This window comes from Candidatus Sororendozoicomonas aggregata, assembly GCF_031528575.1.
GTDB classification, from domain to species: Bacteria; Pseudomonadota; Gammaproteobacteria; order Pseudomonadales; family Endozoicomonadaceae; genus Endonucleibacter; species Endonucleibacter aggregata.
In genome coordinates this window covers 1-21,498 of record NZ_JAVLSP010000071.1, presented here as the reverse complement: position 1 = coordinate 21,498, position 21,498 = coordinate 1, and the positions used below count along the sequence as shown (strand labels likewise).

Below are 21,498 nucleotides of genomic sequence, written 5' to 3'. Positions count from 1 at the left end.
GGCGGATAAAAAGTCGCTTTCGTGAGGAGAATAGCGGGACTATTTGACGAACAAAAGCGACTTTTTAGACCCATTTATCGTAGCCGCGGTAGGAGCATGTTTATGAAATATCCGGGTTAGCCCCACTATTATTGAAAATAACCAAGATACTAATTATGCGATCGCAATTATCTCTACCGTTCTTGTGCTGCCAGATAGTGATGCTAATGATCACGTTGAGCAGCTTTCCCCTGTTCGCGAAAGCCACCTCCTCTAAACCTGCGCCTACGGTCACCATTACTCAACTTCAACGCATCCCTTTATCCGAGTCCATTGAGGCCATGGGCAAATTGCAGGCTAATCAGTCTGTTGATATTACTCCACAAGTGAGCGGTCGTATTAGCCAGATGAATCTGGTGGACGGGGGCAGTGTTAAAAAAAACCAGATACTTGCGCGGCTTGACCCACGGGAGCAAAACGGAAAAATACAGGAGATTAACATCACCCTCAAAGATCAGCAGCGTAAACTCGCTTATATGGAAACACTGTTTCAACAAAAAGCCATTTCTCAGAATGAACTGGATTCTCAGCGAGCGCAGGTGGCTATGCAGGCAGCTAGCCTCATCACAGAAAAAGCCGTGCTGAATTATTACACCCTGTCAGCGCCTTTTGATGGTGTACTGGGGTTTAACAATACCAGTTTGGGCACCTTGATCAGTGCCGGCACAGTTATTACTACACTGGACGATATCAGCCAGATGAAACTGGACGTGGATCTGCCTGAAGCCGTGTTAAGTGAGATCACGCCAGGCGCCGTACTGACAGCAAATACCCCGGCCTGGCCCGGAAAATCGTTCAAAGGAAAGATTACCAGCATCAACCCACGCATCAACACCAAAAACCTCACCTTTACCGTCAGAGCAATACTGAACAACCCTACCGGTAAACTTCGCCCGGGCATGTCCATGGCAGTTATTCTCAAACGGCCAACCCGCGCGGTCTTGAGTATTCCGGCAAGAAGCGTCCTTTTTCGGGGCAATACCCGGTATGTGTATCTCGTCAACAAGAACAACATCGTAGAAGAACGCCCGATAAAAACGGGCCAAACCATCGGCGATAAAATCATTGTCTCAGAAGGACTCTCAGACAATGACCGCATTGTTGATCAGGGTGTAGTGAAAGTCAGGGCGGGTTTGAAAGTCACTATCCTGCCCGGAACGACGGGATCTGACACCTTGCGAAAGCAAACCACAGGACGTCACCCATGATTCTGTCTGATGTCTCTGTTAAACGCCCCGTGTTAGCCATAGTGATCAGCTTGCTGCTGGTCACCTTTGGTAGTGTTACGTTTCTCAAGTTGCCCCTGAGAGAGATGCCCGATACCACCAAACCCAAAGTCAGTATCCGAACCAGCTACAGTGGCGCTTCTGCTGAAGTGGTTGAATCTCGCATCACCACCCCCATTGAAGAACAGCTCTCTGGTATTGAGGGCATTGAGTTCATCGAAAGTAACACCGCCAACGGCTCATCCAGAATCAGCATTGAGTTTGATAAAAGCCGGAATATCGACAGTGCTGCCAATGATGTACGGGAATCCATTGCCCGTGTGATAAAAAACCTGCCCGAAGACGCTGATGAACCCATTGTTTCTAAAAGCAGCGCCTCTGAAGACCCTGTCCTGTATGTGATGCTGCGCAGCAAAACAATGTCGCCGCTGGCGTTAACAGATTATGCTAACCGCACGCTGAAGGATCGACTCAGCCTTGTCAGTGGCGTCAGCTCTGTTGATATCATGGGCGAGCGGCAATATGTGATGCGGGTTGAGCTTAACCTGAGGGCCATGGCATCACGGAATATTACCGCCCAGGATATCGACAGCGCCCTTAAAAAAAACAATATTGAACTGCCAGGGGGTGAAATTGATGGCAAACAGCGTGTTCTGCAACTGCGCCTGCGCCGTGATTACAATACCGCTGAAGACTTTAAACAACTGATCTTACGCCACAATAGCGGCGACACCGTTTATCTGAAAGATGTTGCCCATGTCTTTCCCGGAGCGAAAGAGTCCAAAAAGCTGTTTAAGGCCAACGGGTTTAACACCGTCGGACTGGCCATTGTACCACTGAGTCAGGCCAACCCCCTGTCAGTGATTAAAGCCATCAAAAAAGACATCAAGGCCTTTGCGCCCTTCTTGCCTGAAGGCACCGAAGTCAGCTGGACCTACGATGCGTCCACATTTATTCAAAGCGCCATCAACGAAGTGTACAGCACATTGGGCATGACGATGATCCTGGTGGTTCTGGTCATCTACATCTTTCTGGGCAACGTCCGCAGCGCCCTGATTCCCGCCGTGACGATCCCGATTTCCCTGATTGCCGCTTTTATCGCTATTCATGTTCTGGACTACTCCATCAATCTGCTGACCTTGCTGGCATTAGTCATGGCCATAGGGCTGGTCGTCGATGATGCCATCGTGGTGCTTGAGAACGTCCATCGCCATCTGGAAAATGGCGAAACACCGTTAGTGGCCGCTTATAAAGGCACCCGGGAAGTCGGCTTTGCCGTAATCGCCACGACCCTGGTGCTGATTGTTACCTTTGTTCCCATTGCTTTTCTGGGCGGAAGCGTTGGCCGGTTATTTTCCGAATATGCCCTGACACTGGCTGGCGCTGTCTTCTTTTCCAGCATTATTGCCCTGACCCTTTCACCTATGATGGCTTCCAAACTGCTAAAAACCCGGGCAAAACCCACCCGTTCAGGGCGCCGTCTCGATAACGTAATAGCCTGGCTTGAAAACACCTATAGTCGTGTCTTGCAGGTATCACTCAAGCACAAGTGGCTGGGTATTGGTTGCCTGCTGGTATCGTTTGCGGTGACCGCTGCCTTGTTCCCCCTTATTCCACAAACCTTTGCCCCTAAAGAAGACAACGGCGCAATTTTTATTCGGGTAAAGGGTCCTGAGGGGGCAAGCTTTAATGCCATGAGTCAGAGTATGGAAGAAATAGAGAAACGCTTGTTGCCGTTTCTGAATGACGGGGAAATTCGCAATATCACCCTTATCTCGCCCGGATTTGGTAGCTCGGGTACCAGCAGCGGTTTTGCCATCGTTAACCTGAAGGACTGGAAGCAGCGAGACCATAATGCCTTTGCCATTGCGGCACGACTACGCAATGTCATGGCCTCCATCCCCAACGTGTCCATCTTCCCCGTTATCCCCTCTTCCGTGGGTGGTAGAAGCGAGTCACCGGTGCAGTATGTTGTCGGTGGTGGCTCATTTGAACAGGTAAAAGGCTGGGCCGATACACTGGTCAAAGCCGCGCGGCAAAACCCCTCACTGGTGGATATTGATACTGACTACAGCGAAACCCAGCCACAGCTGGACGTCATTATCGATAAAGTGCGCGCAGCTAAAGTGGGCGTCTCTACAGAAACCATTGGCACCACATTGAACATTTTGCTCAACGGCAAGACATCCACCTCCTTTGTTCAGCACGGTGAACAATACGATGTCTTTTTAACCAGCGCCGAAGGCGAATTTCTGTCGCCGGGTGATATTTCCCAATTGTATGTTCGCTCAGATACCACCGGTCAGCTTATTCGTCTGGATACACTGGTTACCACCCGGGAAGTGGGCAAAGCAGCCAACCTCCCTCACTATAACCGAAACAGGAGTATCACAATTTCTGCCAACCTGGTGGGCAACTATTCCCTGGGCGATGCCCTGGGCTTTCTGGATCAGCAAGCCATTAAACAACTGCCTCCTCAGGCCATCATCGATTACAAAGGGGAGTCACGGAAGTACCACAGGAATCAAAGTGCTATATACAGTATCTTTGCCTTGGCTATCTTCGTTGTCTTTCTGGTGCTCGCCGCACAGTTTGAGAGCTTTGTCCATCCGTTTATCGTGATTATGACGGTACCGCTGGGTCTGGCAGGCGCACTGTCCGGCCTGCTCATTACAGGGGAAACCATCAACATCTACTCCCAACTGGCCATGATTATGCTCATCGGCCTGACCACTAAAAATGGTATTTTAATTGTTGAATTTGCCAACCAGCTCCGGGACAAGGGCCTCCCTTTTGAAACAGCTATTTTCGAAGGGGCCAGGCTGCGCCTGCGGCCTATTCTCATGACGGCATTGACCACGGTGGCGGGCTCTATACCGCTTCTGTCGGCCAGTGGTGCTGGTGCTGAATCCCGTTTTACCATGGGCGTCGTGGTATTTTTCGGGGTCGCTACAGCCAGCCTCCTGACATTGTTTGTGGTCCCCTCAGTGTATGCCTTACTGGCTCGCAAAACCTCATCCCCCGAAGCAGTAACACGGACGCTGCAACGCCAGCTGGAAGAGGGCCGGGGTTAATATCAAGGAGGCTCTGAACAGCAAAAAAAACGGGTAAAGCCAGCTATTACCGGGCATTTCAACGAAGTAGCGCTCAGGCTTCAGGGTCAAGCATCGTCAGCAAAGTCCATGGGTATAAAAGGCTTTCAGGCTTGAAGCCTGATGCCCAAGGTGCAAAAATGCCACCGTATTTTTTTAGCCAAAATCAAGTGCAGGATGTACACCATGAGTCAGCAAACATTCAATCGAGAGTTAATGGCGTTTCTTCATGCCTCTCCCACTCCGTATCATGCTGTTAAAACCATGCGTTGTACCTTGGAACAACACGGTTTTACCCCACTGTCAGAATCTGATAGCTGGTCATTGAAAAAAGGGGGACGGTATTATGTCACCCGTCAGGATGCTTCCATCATTGCCTTTTGCGCGGGTGATGCCAATAAAGGCTTTCGCATGATGGGCGCACACACAGACTCCCCCTGCCTGAAAGTGAAGCCAAAGCCCGAAATTACTCGCCACGGCTACCTGCAACTGGGCGTTGAAGTCTATGGCGGCGTGTTATTAGCCCCGTGGTTTGACCGTGATCTCTCCTTAGCGGGGCGCGTCCAGTACCTCGATAAAGCCGGGAATCTGAAACATCAGCTAATTAACTTTGAAAAGCCCATGGCGGTGATCCCCAGCCTGGCTATTCACCTTGATCGAGAGGCCAATCAAAAGCGCTCTATTAATCCGCAAACGGATATTCCACCGGTGATTTGCCAACTGGCCGATAAGGAAAAAGGTGATTTGCGCAACCTGCTGAAGAAACGACTTGCTGAAGAAGGTTGTGCAGATTGTGAAGAGGTGTTGGAATATGACCTGTCTTTTTATGATACCAACAAGCCTGCCGTCATTGGCTTGCGTGATGAGTTTATTGCCAGCGCCCGCCTGGACAACCTGCTGAGCTGCTTTGTGGGCATGAACGCGCTGATTATCCACAAAAACAATGACGCAACGGCTTTGCTGGTCTGTAATGATCATGAAGAGGTAGGCAGCAAATCCGCCACGGGTGCGCAGGGACCTTTCCTGAAAAACGTGCTCGAGCGCATTGCCGGTCATGGTGAAGCCATGACACGTGCCATGAGTCATTCCATGCTGATTTCCACTGATAATGCCCATGCCATCCACCCAAACTTCAGCGACCGTCACGACGGCAATCATGGCCCTGTCATCAACAAAGGCACCGTTATTAAAATCAATGCTAACCTGCGCTACGCCAGCAACGATGAAACAGCCAGCCTGTTTGGCATGCTCAGCCGCGAGGCGGCGGTTCCTTTTCAGCATTTTGTGACTCGAACAGATATGGGGTGTGGCAGCACCATTGGCCCTTTAACCGCGGGAGAGCTGGGACTGCGTACTCTCGATGTTGGCCTGCCGACCTTTGGTATGCATTCAATTCGGGAATTGGCTGGCACTCAAGATGCCCACGACCTTGTGCAGGTACTCAAGCGCTTTTTAGCGATGGAAACCCTGCCTTTCTAACAACCTTTCGATAAATTCTATGGACGACGCACACACCGACACGTGCGTCACTCACAAAAAGACACAAAATAAAACAAAAAAAAAGAGCGGAATCGACAAGGTTGTGATAGGAATAGGAGGGACGACTATCGCAGTGGCGATATTTTTTTAGTCTATTCCCGACAAACAGTGATCAACGGCATCAACCATGACCTATTCGTTCTTACGCCCAGAAACAACATCTCGACCCGAGGACAGACTCGCCCGGACAAAACTGAAACCGCTGCTGAAAAATGCCAGCCGTATTCCTCCTAAAAACCTCAGCGACAGGTCGGCTGTCTTTGTACTAAGCAATAACTGATTTTCTGGCTCTGCTGACAAATATATGCCAACAGAGTCAATCAGCCTTTTTACTCACCCGTTAATAATCGCGAGGAAGCCCTGACGGCATGCCTACAGGGGCGTGGTCTGCCCAATAACACCAACAATCTGTCAATACAAAGACACTGTTAACGGCTAAAGCGTTAGATAGTATGAAGTCCTTTGCTAATTATACCAATCGGCCTTTCTAATTGCGGTATAAATCTTAGAAGCAGTCTTAAAAGTCTGCCCGTAGCGAGGACTGCGAGAAATAGAGGATAAAAAGTCGCTTTTGTGAGGAGAATAGCGGGACTATTTGACGAACAAAAGCGACTTTTCAGACCCATTTATCGTAGCCGCAGTAGGAGCATGACTGTTAAGACGGCTTCTCAGGGTTTGCCCAGAGTGAATCGTAGAGGCATGGATCATTTATGAAATATACGGATTTTTTGCCGGCTCTATTGTTAAGCGGTATGTTGGCAACAATGCCAGTTCGGGGGACGGAGGCAGTTTCTGCCAATCTGCCCAGTTTGGGGGATGCCACCTCGGGTATCATTTCACCTCAGCAGGAGTATGAGCTTGGACGTAGATACCTTAAGGTGATACGCGGTCAAACCCCCACTGAAAGTGACGCGGAGCTCAAGGACTACCTTGAACGGCTGGTCTCCCGCCTCTCAGCCGCCAGTGAACTCAAAGACCATCGCCTTACCACGCTGATTATTAAAGATACCAGGATTAATGCCTTCGCCGCGCCGGGAGGCATTATTGGTGTCAATACGGGTCTCTTTTTAAACGCGAATTCTGAAGCTCAGTTTGCTGCTGTTTTGGCGCATGAATTAGCGCACCTCAGCCAGCGACATTACGCCCGGAATGTTGAAAATGCCAAGAACAACAGTTTACCTACCGCAGCGGCTATTCTCGGGTCCATTATCCTTATCGCTGCCGGTGGTGCCGAAGCGGGGGCCGCAGGTATTACCAGTACCATGGCTGGACTGATGAGTTCACAATTGGGTTTTAGTCGGCAGTTAGAGCGAGAAGCTGATAATCTGGGAATGGTCACGCTCGTGCGCGCGGGCTTTGATCCTCGCGCAATGTCGGATGTTTTTGAACAGATGGGCAAGGCTCACCGTTTTAGTAGCCGTCCCCCTGAGTTTTTGTCGACCCACCCGGTAACAGAAAACCGGATCTCGGACTCTCGTGCCCGTGCAGACCAGATGCGTGCCAAGGGAGGAACAGATTCAGAGAGTTACCAGTTGATGCGGATGCGTGCCGTTGTCCTGAGCACTGACAACCCCCATGCCCTGCTCAACGAATTAACCAAAGAATTAGCCACCAGGCATTCTGGCAACCCTGACATTACTCGCTATGGCATTGCCTTGCTGGCCACTCAAACCAATCAGATAAAACAAGCGGAAACAGCCCTTGAACCTTTGTTGAAAAGCAATCCTGATAATCTGTATTATCTGATCGCCAAGGCCAATCTTGACGCGGCTGCTGGTAATACGGCAGTAGCGATAAAAAACATCAATAAGGCACTGGAAGTCTATATTGATTACTACCCGTTAATGGTCACGAAAGCGACTCTTTTGACCCAGCAAAAAAACTATAAAGCCAGCAGGGATATCTGGTTAGCGCTGAGCGATAGGCGTCAGGACGATCCTGATATCTGGTATGAACTGGCAGAAGCTCAAGGGCAGGCAGGGGATATTCTTGGCCTGCATCAGGCCCGGGCAGAGTATTTCTTTCTGACTGGCAATATTGATGACGCCATCAAGCATATCCAATATGCGCAGAAAATGGTGAAAAATAACTTCGCCCTGAAAACCGCTCTGGATAAAAAACTTAAAGATATGTATGACTACCGGAAGAACATGAGCAATTGACATCCTCCGACGTGAAGAGGGTGTCGCAAAACTCTTAATTTTCTCCGTCGTCATGCTGTACAGGGATTGTACGAACCATGCGCCAGGGAGGGCAGTCTACCCCTTGGTATCATGCGGCTTGAGCGCTTCACCTCCCTGTGAGATAGATCCCGTATATTCCCTATACGGGATGACGCCGGAACGCGTTGAGGCTTTTGCGACACCCTCATTGTGGAAACGCGTATGGGAGGGTTGAATATGTCCTGTACTTTATCTGACTGTCGATAACGAGTGCGCTAAGCGTGACTAAGTGTCTGGGTATCAGCCCCATGATACGATACCTTGTTTTGTCAGCGGTGAATGAATGCCGCATCCAACCCAGGCTAACCGAGTAGGCTAATTATGGATCATAGCGCCCACAACAAGCTGGTATCGTTCATCTGGTCAATAGCCGATGACTGTTTGCGTGATGTGTACGTGCGGGGTAAGTACCGGGATGTTATCTTGCCCATGGTGGTGCTGCGCCGCCTCGACGCGCTGCTGGAACCCACCAAAGCAGCGGTGCTGAAAGAATACCACTTCCAGAAAGACGATATGGGGCTAACGGAGCTGGAGGACAAACCCTTAACCAACGCCTCAGGCTATGTGTTCTACAACACCAATAAAGACACGCTGAAAGATATCCGCGCCAAGGCAGTGAATAGCCCACACATCCTTTCTATGGAGCTGGAAGCCTACCTCAACGGCTTTAGTGCCAATGTGAAGGAGATTATCAGCCGGTTTAACCTCAAGGCACAAATTCAACATATGGCGCGTAAGAATGTTCTGTTCGGCGTGCTCGAAAAGTTTGTCTCTGACGACATTAACCTCACGCCCTTTGAAACCGAAGACCACGACGGCAACCGCCTGCCGGCGCTGAGCAACCTGGGCATGGGGTATGTGTTTGAGGAGCTGATCCGTAAGTTTAACGAAGAGAATAACGAAGAGGCCGGTGAACACTTTACCCCACGGGAAGTGATCGAGCTGATGACCCATTTGGTGTTTGACCCGGTGAAAGACCAGTTGCCTGATACCATTACCGTGTATGACCCGGCCTGTGGTTCTGGCGGTATGCTGACCGAGTCCCAAAACTTTATCACCGATGACGAAGGCCCTATTCAGGCTAAAGGGCGGGTGTACCTGTATGGCAAAGAGGTGAACGACGAAACCTATGCCATTTGTAAGTCGGATATGATGATCAAGGGTAATGATCCGGCCAATATCCGCAGTGGCTCCACCCTGAGCCGTGATGAGTTTAGCGGTACCGGGTTTGACTTTATGCTGTCTAACCCGCCCTACGGCAAAAGCTGGGCCAGTGAGACGCAGTTTATTAAAGACGGCAGTGATGTGATTGATATCCGTTTTCAGGTAACCCTTAAAGACTATTGGGGCAAGGCAGAGCGGGTGGATGCCGTGCCACGCTCCAGCGACGGCCAGCTGCTGTTTTTAATGGAAATGGTCAGCAAGATGAAGCCGGTAAAAGAAACGGCTCAGGGCGTCAGTGGTGGCTCCCGTATTGCTTCTGTCCATAATGGCTCCAGCCTGTTTACCGGCGATGCCGGGGGCGGTGAGAGCAATATTCGCCGGTATATTATCGAAAACGACTGGCTCGAAGCCATTGCGCAGCTGCCTGATAATCTGTTTTATAACACGGGCATTACCACCTATATCTGGCTGTTGTCCAACAATAAACCGGCTCACCGTAAAGGCAAGGTACAGCTGATTGATGCCAGCCAATTGTTCCGCAAGTTGCGTAAAAACCTGGGTAAGAAAAACTGTGAGTTCTCCCCCCAACAGGTAAAGGCTATTGCTGAGCATTATGTGAAGATGCTGGGCGAAGAAGCCGTACAGGCTGATCACGATGCCAGCCAGACACCCGTGGCCAAGGTGTTTGATAACAGTGATTTTGGCTACCACAAAGTCACCATCGAGCGCCCCGACCGGCGTAAAGCGCAGTTCAGTGCCGAGCGCATCGCTCCGTTACGGTTTGATAAAAGCCTGAAAGAACCCATGGAATGGGCCTATGAGCAATGGGGTGCGGCGGTCTATGACAAAACCACACTGGCCGACCATAGCAAAGAACTGTTGGGCTGGTGTGAAGACAATGAGATTACCCTGAACCGTAAGAACCGCACCAAACTGTTGGACGTAAAAACCTGGGAGAAGCAGCGCAAGCTGTTACAGATGGCTGAAAAGCTGATGGAAGGCGTGGGTGAGGGCGAGTTCAGCGACTTTAATGTGTTCCGCCAGCAGGTAGACAGCCTCTTTAAAACCGCCAGCAAGCTGTTTCTGGAAGAGAGCAAGACCAGGTTCACTGCTACAGATAAAAAGGCCATTCTGAATGCCGTGAGCTGGTATGACGCCTCTGCCGAAAAAGTGATCGCTAAACAAACGGTGATGAAAGAGAAAGACCTGAAAACATTGTTAGCCACACTGGGCTGCGCCGAAGCGCAATTACCCGACTTTGGCTATTACCCCGTGGAAGGCGGCAAACCCCACGAATACCGCGCCTACGAAAGCCATGCCGACAGCCGCGATACGGAGTCCGTACCGCTCAAGGATAATATACACGACTACTTCCTGAAGGAAGTGCGCCCCCATGTGGCCGATGCCTGGATCAACCTGCCCTCGGTGAAGGTGGGTTATGAAGTGAGCTTTAACAAATACTTCTACAAGCACACGCCACTGCGCTCTATGGAAGCCGTCGCGCAGGATATCGTCACGCTGGAGAAACAGAGCGAAGGTTTGATTGCTGACATACTGGGCATGGATGTAGCCACACTGGTGGGCGAGGAGGTGGCCCATGGTTGAGCAGCCATTGGTGAACCTGCCCCGGTATGATGCCTATAAAGACTCAGGGATTGAGTGGCTGGGGGATATTCCTGTTGGGTGGGAGGTGCACAGGTTTCGAAACCTGTTTCAGTTCAGTAAAGGATTGAATATTACAAAGGAGAATCTACAAGATACTGGTGTGCCTTGTGTTAATTATGGTGAAGTGCACTCAAAGTATGGGTTTGAAGTTAATCCTAATAAGCATCTTCTAAAGTGTGTTAGCGATGAGTATCTAGCTGATTCTTCAAAGTCGCTTCTTTCAAATGGAGACTTTATCTTTGCTGATACCTCAGAGGATATTGAAGGGTCTGGAAACTTTTCTCAGCTGGTAAATGCAACTAAACCAGTTTTTGCTGGTTATCATACAGTCATTGCACGCCCACAGGGGGCGGTATATCACAGGTTTCTGGCGTATGTTTGCGATTCGTTATCTTATCGTGCCCAAATACGAAAAAGTGTTAAGGGTGTGAAAGTGTACAGTGTGACAAAAGCGATTCTTAAAGACACTTTTGTCTGGCTACCGTCTTTTATAGAGCAGCAAGCCATAGCCGCCTACCTCGACCAAAAAACCGCCCGTATTGATCAGGCCGTGGCGATGAAGGAACGGCAAATTGAGCTGCTCAAAGAGCGCCGCCAAATCCTGATTCAGCAGGCCGTCACCCGTGGCCTTGACCCGGATGCCCCCCTGAAGGATTCCGGCGTGGACTGGATAGGTGAGGTGCCTGCGCATTGGGATATTAAGCGGGCAAAATACCTTTTTACGGAAGTGGATGAGCGTTCCGAAGAGGGTAAGGAAGAGTTGTTGTCAGTCTCCCATATGACAGGGGTGACGCCTCGCTCAGAAAAAAATGTCACCATGTTTATGGCTGAGAATTACACTGGCTCAAAAACATGCCAGAAGAACGACCTTGTCTTTAACATCATGTGGGCATGGATGGGGGCATTGGGGGTTGCAGACAGGCCAGGCATTGTCAGTTCCTCATACGGCATTTACAGACAGCGTGTTGAAAACAGCTTTAACCCTTTGTATCTGGAGTGGCTGCTAAAGACAGTGGGTTATATTGAGCATTACAATCGTGTATCAACGGGACTTCACTCTTCGCGGTTGCGTTTTTATAGCCATATGTTTATGGATATGGAAATAGGTTTTCCGAGCATTGAAGAGCAAAATACCATTGTTGACTATGTGCAGGCCGAGTCGGCCAAACTCAACCAGGCCATCACCCTGCAACAACAGCAAATCGACAAACTCAAAGAGTTCCGTGCCACGCTCATCAACAGCGTGGTCACCGGCAAGGTCAAAGTCCCCCAGCCTGAGGTGGCCTGATTGCCACTACGACCCTCGTTCCCGCGCTTTGCGTGGGAATGTTTATCGCCTTCACCGATTTCATAATGAACGTTTCATAACTGAACTTGTCTGTTAATGAGTGAATCATAAAAATAAAGTAACAGACATTAAGCTGGTATTAGTGGGCGCATTTCCCTGATACATCACGTTATTTTTACGCCTTTCACGCATAACCACTGGTAAACCATCGCCTGTTATCAAACAATAACAGACAGGATAATACCATCTATAAAACGACACATTGTTATTAGGGGCAAACGACCACTGTTTACCGATTGCGTCCCCTCAAGGAGTTACTATGCCCAGCCAGACCAATGAACAGGCACTGGAAATTGCCATCGAAAAATACCTTACCGGCACCTGGCAGGAGCAGGCGAAAACCCTGGGGGAAGGGCAGAGCACCCCACTGCTCACCCCAAACCATGGTTATCAGATGGGCTGGCCAGCGGACTTTGACGCCCAGTTAGCCATGGATACCGGCCGCTTCTGGGCCTTTCTGGCCGCCACACAGCAGGAAGAACTTGATAAATTAAAACGCCGGGGTGCCGACTGGCAACAGGTGGTGCTGGCCCGCTACGACAAGATGGTTCAAAAATACGGGTTGTCGCGCCTGCTGAAAAAAGGATTAGATATCGACGACGCTCACCTGACTCTGATGTACCCGGCACCACTGGCACACAGTACCGCAGTGGTGGCAGAACGGTACAATGCTAATGTCTTCAGTTGTATCCGGCAGGCGCGGTATTCCCAGAGCAACCCGCTGGAAGAAATCGACATGGTGTTGTTTATCAACGGCCTGCCCTTTGCCACGCTGGAGCTAAAGAATGCCTGGACAGGGCAAACGGCACGCTACCATGGCCAGAAACAATACCGTAACGACCGTGACCCACACCAACCCTTACTACAGTTTGGCCGCTGCCTGGCGCATATGGCCGTGGATACCGATGAAGTGTACATGGCCACCAAACTTACCGGCAAAAGCACCTTCTTTTTGCCCTTCAATAAAGGCCATAACGACGGTGCCGGCAACCCGCCCAACCCTAACGGGCATAAATCCGCTTACCTGTGGGAAGACGTGTTTAGCCGCGACAGTATCACCGCCATTATTGAACACTTTGTCCGCCTCGATGGTTCCCCCCGCAAACCGTTAAATAAACGAACCTTGTTCTTCCCCCGTTATCACCAGCGCCAGGTGGTGCGTAAGCTGGTGAAGGATGTGAGTGAGCAGGGTGTGGGTAAACGTTATCTGATTCAACATTCGGCAGGTTCCGGTAAGTCTAACTCCATCACCTGGGCGGCCTATCAGCTCATAGAAGCCTATCCGGCCAATGCCAAAGCCGCCGGGGAACGACGACCCGACCAGCCGATGTTTGACTCGGTGATTGTGGTGACTGACCGGCGACTGCTCGATCAGCAAATTCGGGAGAACATCCGGCAGTTCTCAGAAGTCTCTGGCTTGGTAGCACCGGCCCATAATTCCAGGCAGTTACTGGAGGCGATGGAGAAAGGCAGCCGGATTATTATTACCACCATCCAGAAGTTCCCGTTTATCGTCGATAGCGTGGCGAACCTGAAAGACAACCGGTTTGCCATTATTATTGATGAGGCGCATAGCTCACAGAGTGGCTCTGCCCACGACACTATGAACCGCGCCATGGGCAATGTGAATGCTGAGGATGACAGTGAGCCGGAAGACACGCAGGACAAGATTCTGGCCGCCATGAAAAGCCGCAAGCTGAAAAACAATGCGTCTTACTTTGCCTTCACGGCCACCCCTAAAAACACCACCCTGGAAAAGTTTGGCGTACGCCAGAGTGACGGCACGTTTAAACCCTTCGACCTGTACTCCATGAAACAGGCCATTGAGGAAGGCTTTATCCTTGACGTGCTGGCTAATTATACCACCTACAAAAGCTACTACGAGATCGAAAAGTCCATTAAAGACAACCCGGAGTTTGACAGCAAAAAAGCCCAGAAGGCATTGCGCGGCTACGTGGAAGGCAGCAAGGAAAGCATTGGGGTGAAAACCGAGGTGATGATGGACCACTTTCTGCCCAATATCATCCATGCCAAAAAGCTCAAGGGGAAAGCCAAGGGGATGGTGGTGACCCAGAATATCCGGGCCGCCATTCTTTACTATCAGGCTATTTGCCGCTACCTGAAAGACAAGGGTAACCCGTTTAAGGTGTTGATTGCCTTTTCCGGCAAAGCTACGGTGGACGGAAACGAATACACCGAAGCTGATATGAATGGCTTTTCAGAAACCGATACCCGCGAAAAGTTCGCTGAAGATGAATACCGCTTACTGGTGGTGGCCAACAAATACCTGACCGGCTTTGACCAGCCCAAACTGACGGCGATGTACGTTGACAAAAAGCTACAGAGTGTGCTGGCGGTGCAGGCACTGTCTCGCTTAAACCGGGCAGCGCCCAGTCTGGGCAAAAAGACAGAAGACTTGTTTATCCTGGACTTCTTTAACAAGGCGGAAGACATTAAAAAGGCATTTGACCCGTTCTATACGGCCACGACCCTGTCGCGGGCCACGGATATCAATGTCCTCCATGACCTGAAAGCTGAGCTGGATGTGACAGAGGTGTACCATTGGCCTGAGGTTGAGCAATTCAACGAATGGTACTTTGCCAGTGCCGATGCACAGCAGCTCAGCCCCATTATCGACACTGCGGCTGAACGGTTTAACAGTGCGCTGGAGCTGACGGACGAAGAAAAGGCTGACTTCAAGATCAAGGCCAAGCAGTTTGTTAAAATCTATGGGCAGATGGCAGCCATTATCCCCTTCGATATGCTCAGCTGGGAGATGCTGTTCTGGTTCCTGAAGTTCCTGGTGCCCAAGCTGATTGTTCGTGACCCGGATCAGGATAAAATTGATGGTCTGCTGGATTCCGTGGATTTAACCTCCTACGGATTAGAACGGGTCAAGCTGAGTCATTCTATTCAACTGGATGACAGCGAAAGTGAGGTTGACCCGCAAAACCCTAACCCCCGGGGTGCCCACAGTGGTGGAGACGACAAGGAAACCCTGGATACTATTGTTGACCACTTTAACGAGCGTTGGTTTGAAGCCTGGGGCAATACCCCTGAAGAAAAGCGGGTGAAGTTCCTGAACATTGCCAACAGCATGAAGGCGCACGAAGACTTTGCCCGCCGCTACCAGCAAACACAGGACGCCCACCATAAAGAGCTGGTGTTCACCGAGATCTTCGATGATGTCATGCTCGACCAGCGCGCCCACGATATGGCGCTCTACCGGCTACTGGCGAAAGATGAGGCGTTTAAGACTGCCTTGAAGGACAGTGTCAGGCGGTTGATTGGGGGATAGTTCAGGCAGGCTTTAGCCGCTTGAGGCGCGCTCTGGCTTCCTTCCAGGGTAAGCGCCGTTGATTGGCTTCCATTTTGTCGTATGCGGCATTGGCCTGCGCGACGGTGATAATGCCATGTGTCACCATACCTTCAATGAGCCATAAGGTACCTCTGAGGGTAACCTTCTCTGCCTGTGCCGCTTTTCTGAGTGCCTGATCACCGGTGAGTAGCGGGCAGGTTTCCTGTTTGGCTAATGCCAGCGCAAAGAGATCGTATCGGCCAGCCTTACTGTATTGGCTGTTAAGGGTTATCGCATACATCATGGTTTCAGAGTTGAGCGACAATTGTCGTAGTCCCATAGCAGGCAGGTAACTGTGTTGCTCTTGTAGCTCATCGTGAAACAATATATCAGGCACCGCAAAGGTGTAGGGCAGCTGGAATAACTCGTTAATCAGGCCAGCGACTTCTAAATCAATGATGACATTGCTATCGCTGATGACGTACTGCTGCTGCATCCTGGTCTCCCATCATACGGAGCTGGTGAAAACGAGAGACAGGCATACCCAGCAGCTCGGCTGCCTTGGATTCGCCAATAAACTGTTCACCCAGTGCCCTGTATACCAGATGCTTGAACAGAGAAGGGGTTTCATGTTTTAGGGGCTCAGGCTCTTGTTTGCGCAGACCAAGCTGAGTCATACGGATAAACAGCGACTTTTTCTGCCCTTTGCCAATAATTGCCAGGTCAGCGCACCGGTATAAACTGGCTGCCATGCTCAACCCAAACTCCCGCTTCATAAACAGGAGTTCTCGCAGTTCTAACCCTGTACGCCGCTCACCAATCATGGCCTGGACGGATGCTTTCGGTGCCAGAAATGCCCCGGCAAAGCGGTTGCAAGCGTATTCTTCGTCGATAGTCTCAGGCAGCTGGTCATGTAAGATCAGGTGACCCAACTCATGGGCCAGTGTGAACCGCTGCCGATCACCAGGCCATTGACTGGACACTACAACCACAGGCATACCTTCTACGGTACCACTCAGTCCGTCGAACCGCTTGTCGTCACAGTCATTAACAAACACCAATATGCCCTGATTCTCAAGCACATCAATCAGATCAGGGATAGCATTGGTGCCCAGCTGCCAGATATCACGCACATGCTCTGCAACGGCTTCGACATCGTCCAGCGTTTTAATAACCCGTGACGCTGCTGGTGGCTTAAAATGGCTGACAGGAGGCTCAGGGAACAGGTTGTTTAACTCGAGTCGGCGTTCAATCTGGTCGAGAACATCGGCCTGAATGCTGGCTTCTACTTTCTTAGGCAGCGTAGTGCGCTTACGGAACTCGACATCCTTAAGTTCGCAGCTTTCAGGGCGAAAGAAGTACTCCAGGCGTACACCGGTGCACTTGGCCCACTTAATCAGTAAAGACGATTCAGGTACAAGCTTACCCTGCTCGAACTTATGAACAGCTGTCTGGGATATCTCAAGTTTTTCACCCATTGCACGAAGGGACAATTTAGCCCCCGTACGCGCCCGTTTTAGTCGCTCTGCGAACATAGCATTGCATTCTCTCTCAATATAGGTTTACAAAATCATCTTATTTTCAGATAAGTGTAAACCAAAAAAGTTCAAAAATGTGAAGGGAGAGAAAAAAACCTGAAAGCGGACTTTCAGGTATCAATAAAATGACTATCCTGTTGATTTTATTGAGGATGGCTGTCCGTAAGGAAACGGTAAGTTATTGTTTTTACTGCTGAGGCTTCTCTGCTGTCTCGTTTGAGGTCAATCGGTTTTCCATAAACTGACCTAAGGTACGGATCGCATCAACTTTAGAGTCTTGAGCCAGATACGCATATTTTAGCGTCATTTCTATAGACTCATGCCCCAGAAATTCCCGGACATGGTTCAGGTTGACTCCGGCCATGACCAGGTTGCTGGCAAAGCTGTGGCGAAGGTCATGAAACCGGAAATTACGGGCTTTATCTGTTAAAGTTCAGCATACGCTCCAAAGGAATCAGCGCTTTTGTTCGCATCTTTTGTGGTACGACAATCTGATGTTTGTCTGAGGGCGCCTCCAGACACGCCAGCAATGCGTCAAGGGAGTTCATTGCCATCCACGGACAGTGGGCACAACTTTGACAAGTGCCACCGCTACCTCGGGTTGGCGCTTCAATAAACGTTTTTTCAGGGGACGCCTGCTGCATTTTGTAGAAAATGCCACGGTCAGTGGCCACGATAAACTGCTGATTGGGCAGTTCGTTCGATGCTTTGAGCAAATGGCTGGTTGAACCAACGACATCGGCCAGTTCCACAACGGATTCAGGCGATTCCGGGTGAACCAGTACGGCAGCGTCCGGGTAAACGGTTTTCAGGTCAACAATCCCTTTGGCTTTGAACTCTTCGTGCACAATGCAGCTACCGTTCCACAGTAACATGTCCGCGCCGGTCTGGTTGATAATATACTGGCCAAGGTATTTATCCGGCCCCCAGATAATCTTTTTTCCCTGCGCGTCGAGGTGATCAACAATATCCAGCGCGCAGCTCGAAGTAACCACCCAGTCAGCACGAGCCTTTACCGCGGCTGAGGTGTTAGCATAGACAACGACTTCCCGCTCAGGGTGTTGATCACAAAATGCAGAAAATTCATCCACGGGGCAACCCAGATCCAAAGAGCACTCAGCGTTAAGAGTGGGCATCAAAATAGTTTTTTCAGGACTCAGAATGCTTGCGGTTTCCCCCATAAAACGCACGCCAGCAACCACTAATGTAGACGCCGGATGACGGCTACCAAAACGTGCCATTTCCAGGGAGTCACCAATAAAACCGCCTGTTTCTTCTGCCAGGGCCTGAATAACAGGGTCGGTATAATAATGGGCAATCATTACTGCCTGGCGCTTATCGAGCAGCTCACAGGCTCGTGCTTTTTTAGCGTCCTCTTGTGGAGTATCCAACTGTTGTGCGGCAATACTACCATGAAGGTAGTCCTGACCGGTCTTTCTCAGATTTACTGCGCTCATAGGCTTTGTTAACCAGACGCACTTCGTGGGAGATAGCCTGTACTGAAGTGCTCTTTTCTCTATTTGCTGATATCATGAGGTACGCATACTACCACAAAATACCTGATTAAGAAGCTGTCCAAAAAGTCTTCATCATTCCCGCCTGTGTCGGAATCATAAAGGGACAGAAAACGGCAGCCGTGGCATTTTCAACCCTCGGCTACACGCAAGGTCTGCCGCGCTTTAACCTGAGTTCACGTTTAATGGGGTGCTTGCTCCGCGGAAATGGCCCCGGACATTGTTGGTTGTTCAATACTGTGACGTATCTCTGAACCAAGCACTTTAAAGGCTTCTTCTGCTGCCTGGATCACCTGATGGTCAAAAGTGATGGCATTGTTTTGGGCTATTTCAATCATTTTTTCTTTGCGCAGGGCCTCAATAAACCCTTTAAACAGGGATTTATCAAAAAATTCAGGCGCGTTCAGCCCGTGAATAATACTCAGTCGCTGGGCAAGGTCTCGTGCCCGGTTCTCCAATGCGCCTTGCTCAATCGTACCGTTACCATGGCTGATCAGAATACTGATGGTCATATAGAAGCGCTCAAGGGTTTGAATAATTGCCCGGGAGAACACGCTCAGCTGAATAGAAGCTGTAGAGGCGGTGTCGGGTTTGACGTAACGCGCTGTGCCATCACGGACAATTAAACCACTGTCCACCATCGCGTTGAGGGACTGACTGACGACTTTCAAAAAGGCACGAGGACGCCATTCAATAAATAGCTCGGAACTTAGATACGGGTAAAGTATAGAGCAAATCCGCAGGACTTCCTTACGACTCATCCGGTTGTTATTGACAAATAAACAGCTGATCAGTGACGGGATAGCAAAGATATGCAAGACATTATTGCGGTAATAAGTCATTTGAACCGCGGTTTTGTCGTTCATCCGAAAGATATCACCCAAAGAGTCACTTTGTCGTGTGATCAGCCTGAGCTTTTCAACGTACGCAATCATTGCCGCGGGTTTGAGGTCAGTAATCACGGTTTTATTACTGTAGGGCATTCGGCGCAGCAAGGAGGTATAAGTGTCAAGCTGTAGCAAGAGCTCCTGCTCACCAAGGGCATGACGCGGCGTTGACAACAACGCCATGGCGACAAGGTTCACCGGGTTGATGGTCGCCGCTGAATTGATTCGGCTGACTATTTTTCGGGCAAGCTCATCAGTGGCGCCTTTCAGCCACGCCGGTTTCAGGTCATCGGGGTTGGCTTGACGCCAGTGAGGAACTGCCTGATCGAGAAATTTGTCCAGGTGGATGGGATTACCAAAATTCACCCAGGCTTTACCAAAATTATCGTTTAACGCGGCCAGGGTGCGGAAAATATCCAAAGGAGACTCTTTCTTTTTTGTTTTACCACGAAGCTCACCGAGGTAGGTGCCCACTTCCAGCAGTTTTTCATAGCCAATATAAACCGGAACAAAACTGACGGGTCTGCGGTTGTCCCGTAAATAGCTGCGCAGGGAGATGGACAGCATGCCTGTTTTTGGTGACAAGGTTCTGCCAGTGCGTGAGCGCCCACCCTCAATAAAATATTCCATGGGAAACCCCCGACTGGCCAGGGTATACATGTATTCATGAAATACACTGCTGTAGAGGGGGTTGCCCTTGAACGTACGGCGCATAAAAAACGCGCCGGATTTACGCAGAATTTTGCCCACAAAGGGCATATTCAGATTAATGCCGGCGGCAATGTGCGGTGGGGTTAACCCCTGGTAATAAAGAACATAAGACAGCAGAAGGTAATCTATATGACTGCGGTGACAGGGCACGTAAATAATAGTATGGGTTTTCGCCAGCTCTTTTACCGGCTCTATATTATGGATGCTGACGCCATTATACAGTTTGTTCCAGAACCAGGTCAGCACAATGTCCAGAAAACGAATAGCGGAAAACGAAAAGTCTGAAGCAATTTCATCGGCGTATGTTTTGGCGGCATATTCGGCTTCTTCTCGGGTAATGTTCTTACTTTTGGCTTCTTCCGCAATTGCCCGCTGGAGATGGGGACTGTTAATCAGGCCATTGACCAGTGTACGACGGTGCGAGAGGTCAGGGCCAATAATCGAGGTGCTCAATTGCCGGAAATGGACGCGCAGAACCCGGCCAATTTTTCTCAGCGTGCGTTGATGGTCATAACCTTCATCGGTCAGTTTTCGCAATGACAATGCCGGACTGAAATGAACCAGGGTGTTTCGGCCATGCAACAGTGTCGCCAAGAACTTGCGGAAGCGTCCACCGAGACTAAAGTTCCAGTCAAACAGCAGTTTCAGGGCAGACTGTTCCTTATCGGGTGTTCTTCCCCAAAAAACAGAGACGGGGATGATCTGCACATCATCAATGTCATTTTTTTCTACCCGCTCCAGAAGTTTTTCGAGGGTTCTCGATACGCCGGGTCGTTCCCGCTGAAAGATAAACCCTTCCTGTTGACCGAGGTAAAAAAAGGCATACTCACCTTCGTTGTTGTGACTGATGACAGAATGGGGGCGAGGCAGCCCCGCCTTGATGCACTCATTTTCAAGAATGAGCAGATCTGACAGTGACCGATGACGAAACACGTAGCAAGTAGGCTTGGAAGCATCTATTTTCAGACTGTCAGCGCTGTTGTTACGGACAGTGGTTTTTACCCAGCTTGAGAGAATTTTACGACAGCTATGAAAAACAACACGGTTTAGGGTAATGGATTTTTGCATGAAACGCGCTAGAGGCCCGGGCTAGTCAAAGCAAACGCTGGATGAGCATTCTTATAACATGTGGCGCGCATCCAGCTCTGTAGTAGTGAGAAGCAGTCTTAAAAGTCATGCTCCTACCGCGGCTACGATAAATGGGTCTAAAAAGTCGCTTTTGTTCGTCAAATAGTCCCGCTATTCTCCTCACGAA

The 21,498-nt window shown here is 50.1% G+C and carries 11 protein-coding genes and 1 pseudogene; 7 read left to right on the top strand and 5 right to left on the bottom strand.

Features of this window, described 5'->3' with window-relative positions; translation table 11 throughout:
• Positions 1-155: 155 nt before the first annotated feature.
• The 7 genes from V4C51_RS12925 (at position 156) to V4C51_RS12895 (ending at position 15,593) form a co-directional block, all read left to right on the top strand.
• Positions 156-1,247 (top strand): efflux RND transporter periplasmic adaptor subunit, encoded by a 1,092-nt coding sequence (locus V4C51_RS12925; protein WP_330926588.1) that lies wholly within the window; start codon positions 156-158, stop codon positions 1,245-1,247.
• The gene (locus V4C51_RS12920) at positions 1,244-4,339 is read left to right on the top strand and encodes an efflux RND transporter permease subunit (protein ID WP_330926587.1); all 3,096 of its coding nucleotides are present in this window, start codon (positions 1,244-1,246) and stop codon (positions 4,337-4,339) included. Before V4C51_RS12925 ends, V4C51_RS12920 begins: the two co-directional genes overlap by 4 nt.
• Before the next feature lie 204 nt (positions 4,340-4,543).
• On the top strand, positions 4,544-5,836 hold the full coding sequence (locus tag V4C51_RS12915; RefSeq protein ID WP_330926586.1) for a M18 family aminopeptidase: 1,293 nt from the start codon (positions 4,544-4,546) through the stop codon (positions 5,834-5,836).
• Positions 5,837-6,606: 770 nt separating this feature from the next.
• Positions 6,607-8,058, top strand: coding sequence for a M48 family metalloprotease (locus V4C51_RS12910; protein ID WP_330926585.1), 1,452 nt, complete (start codon positions 6,607-6,609; stop codon positions 8,056-8,058).
• 381 nt (positions 8,059-8,439) lie between these two features.
• Positions 8,440-10,887: a type I restriction-modification system subunit M gene (locus V4C51_RS12905; RefSeq protein WP_330926584.1), complete on the top strand. Its 2,448-nt coding sequence runs from the start codon at positions 8,440-8,442 to the stop codon at positions 10,885-10,887.
• The gene (locus V4C51_RS12900) at positions 10,880-12,235 is read left to right on the top strand and encodes a restriction endonuclease subunit S (RefSeq protein WP_330926583.1); all 1,356 of its coding nucleotides are present in this window, start codon (positions 10,880-10,882) and stop codon (positions 12,233-12,235) included. The genes V4C51_RS12905 and V4C51_RS12900 overlap by 8 nt, the downstream gene beginning before the upstream one ends.
• Before the next feature lie 319 nt (positions 12,236-12,554).
• Positions 12,555-15,593 carry a type I restriction endonuclease subunit R gene (locus V4C51_RS12895; RefSeq protein ID WP_330926582.1) on the top strand — a complete coding sequence of 1,013 codons (3,039 nt, stop codon included), beginning with the start codon at positions 12,555-12,557 and terminating at the stop codon, positions 15,591-15,593.
• A gap of 1 nt (position 15,594) precedes the next feature.
• Here V4C51_RS12895 and V4C51_RS12890 read toward each other — a convergent pair whose 3' ends face one another.
• The 5 genes and pseudogenes from V4C51_RS12890 to plsB form a co-directional block, all read right to left on the bottom strand.
• Positions 15,595-16,089 carry a PIN domain-containing protein gene (locus V4C51_RS12890; RefSeq protein WP_330926581.1) on the bottom strand — a complete coding sequence of 165 codons (495 nt, stop codon included), beginning with the start codon at positions 16,087-16,089 and terminating at the stop codon, positions 15,595-15,597.
• Positions 16,061-17,128 carry a helix-turn-helix domain-containing protein gene (locus V4C51_RS12885; protein WP_330926580.1) on the bottom strand — a complete coding sequence of 356 codons (1,068 nt, stop codon included), beginning with the start codon at positions 17,126-17,128 and terminating at the stop codon, positions 16,061-16,063. The genes V4C51_RS12890 and V4C51_RS12885 overlap by 29 nt, the downstream gene beginning before the upstream one ends.
• Positions 17,129-17,318: 190 nt before the next feature.
• Positions 17,319-17,534: pseudogene (locus V4C51_RS12880) on the bottom strand (tyrosine-type recombinase/integrase); the annotation flags it as partial.
• 16 nt (positions 17,535-17,550) lie between these two features.
• Positions 17,551-18,588 (bottom strand): quinolinate synthase NadA, encoded by a 1,038-nt coding sequence (gene nadA / locus V4C51_RS12875; RefSeq protein WP_330926579.1) that lies wholly within the window; start codon positions 18,586-18,588, stop codon positions 17,551-17,553.
• A gap of 239 nt (positions 18,589-18,827) precedes the next feature.
• The gene (plsB, locus tag V4C51_RS12870; RefSeq protein WP_330926578.1) at positions 18,828-21,311 is read right to left on the bottom strand and encodes a glycerol-3-phosphate 1-O-acyltransferase PlsB; all 2,484 of its coding nucleotides are present in this window, start codon (positions 21,309-21,311) and stop codon (positions 18,828-18,830) included.
• Positions 21,312-21,498: the final 187 nt, after the last annotated feature.

Coding starts and splice junctions, on each gene's coding strand:
- V4C51_RS12925 (WP_330926588.1), top strand. CDS start 156: ATGCGATCGCAATTATCTCTACCGTTCTTGTGCTGCCAGATAGTGATG.
- V4C51_RS12920 (WP_330926587.1), top strand. CDS start 1,244: ATGATTCTGTCTGATGTCTCTGTTAAACGCCCCGTGTTAGCCATAGTG.
- V4C51_RS12915 (WP_330926586.1), top strand. CDS start 4,544: ATGAGTCAGCAAACATTCAATCGAGAGTTAATGGCGTTTCTTCATGCC.
- V4C51_RS12910 (WP_330926585.1), top strand. CDS start 6,607: ATGAAATATACGGATTTTTTGCCGGCTCTATTGTTAAGCGGTATGTTG.
- V4C51_RS12905 (WP_330926584.1), top strand. CDS start 8,440: ATGGATCATAGCGCCCACAACAAGCTGGTATCGTTCATCTGGTCAATA.
- V4C51_RS12900 (WP_330926583.1), top strand. CDS start 10,880: ATGGTTGAGCAGCCATTGGTGAACCTGCCCCGGTATGATGCCTATAAA.
- V4C51_RS12895 (WP_330926582.1), top strand. CDS start 12,555: ATGCCCAGCCAGACCAATGAACAGGCACTGGAAATTGCCATCGAAAAA.
- V4C51_RS12890 (WP_330926581.1), bottom strand. CDS start 16,089: ATGCAGCAGCAGTACGTCATCAGCGATAGCAATGTCATCATTGATTTA.
- V4C51_RS12885 (WP_330926580.1), bottom strand. CDS start 17,128: ATGTTCGCAGAGCGACTAAAACGGGCGCGTACGGGGGCTAAATTGTCC.
- nadA (WP_330926579.1), bottom strand. CDS start 18,588: ATGAGCGCAGTAAATCTGAGAAAGACCGGTCAGGACTACCTTCATGGT.
- plsB (WP_330926578.1), bottom strand. CDS start 21,311: ATGCAAAAATCCATTACCCTAAACCGTGTTGTTTTTCATAGCTGTCGT.